At 68.5% G+C, this 942-nt stretch carries 1 pseudogene; it reads right to left on the bottom strand.

Going from position 1 to position 942, the window contains the following annotated elements:
- Window positions 1-13: 13 nt before the first annotated feature.
- Window positions 14-911 (bottom strand): annotated as a pseudogene (locus NWP10_RS12150) (IS5 family transposase).
- Window positions 912-942 lie beyond the last annotated feature (31 nt).

Here is a 942-nt window from a genome sequence, read left to right as displayed (position 1 = left end):
CTAGGGCGTGTTGCTAAAGGAGGGTAGTCAGCCAGTGCAGTGTCGCTGCGAGGCTGAGCCCGGCGTGATAGTTCCGGGCGTACTTGTCCGAGCGCATCGCGATCCCTCGCCACTGCTTGAGCCGGTTGAAGCACCGCTCCACGACATTGCGTCCCCGGTAGCGCTGGCGCTGGTCTTCACCGAAGTCGATCGGCCGGCCCGGGCGTCTGCGCCGGTGCGTGATCTGATCGGCCCGCTCGGGGATCGTGGCCGCGATGCCATGCCGGCGCAGCCAGGCCCGGTTCGCCTTCGAGGGGTAGCCCTTGTCTGCAATCAGGCGGTCAGGCCGTATCCGGGGCCGCCCACGGGCCCCGGCAACGCTGATCTGCTCCAGCGTGGTGGCCAGCATCGAGGTGTCCGCCACCTGCCCGCCGGTCACCACGAACGCCAGCACCCGGCCCTTGCCATCACAGACCAGATGATTCTTCGTCGTCAGACCGCCGCGGGAGCGTCCGATGGCATGGTCAGCCGGCTCGTCCGCTGATTTCTTGTAGTTCAGCCCCGCCCCCTGTGGGGCGGGGCAGGGTCGCCCCGTGCTGGTGGACGCGCACGATCGTGGAATCGATCGAGGCCACCCAATCCAGCTCGCCAGCCTGCTGTGCCATGGACTGGGTCTTCTCCAGCACCCGCTCCCACACGCCCTGGGCGGCCCACCGGTTGAAGTTCTTGTAGATCGTGTTCCAGTTCCCGAACCGCTCGGGCAGATCCCGCCACGGCGCCCCCGTGCGGAAGCGCCACGCGGTGGCCTCGACCACCGCGCGCCGATCCACCGGCGGCCGACCGGTGGACTTCGGCGCGGGGAGCAGCGGGCCGATCACGGCCCAGACCTCGTCCGAGATGACATCACGCGACATGACCCTAGACTCGCGCATCCACGTCCCCGAACCCTTTAGCAACACGCCC

The organism is Micrococcus sp. HG099, from assembly GCF_024723355.1.
Taxonomy (GTDB): Bacteria; Actinomycetota; Actinomycetes; order Actinomycetales; family Micrococcaceae; genus Micrococcus; species Micrococcus endophyticus.
This window is presented reverse-complemented; position numbering and strand designations above follow the sequence as displayed.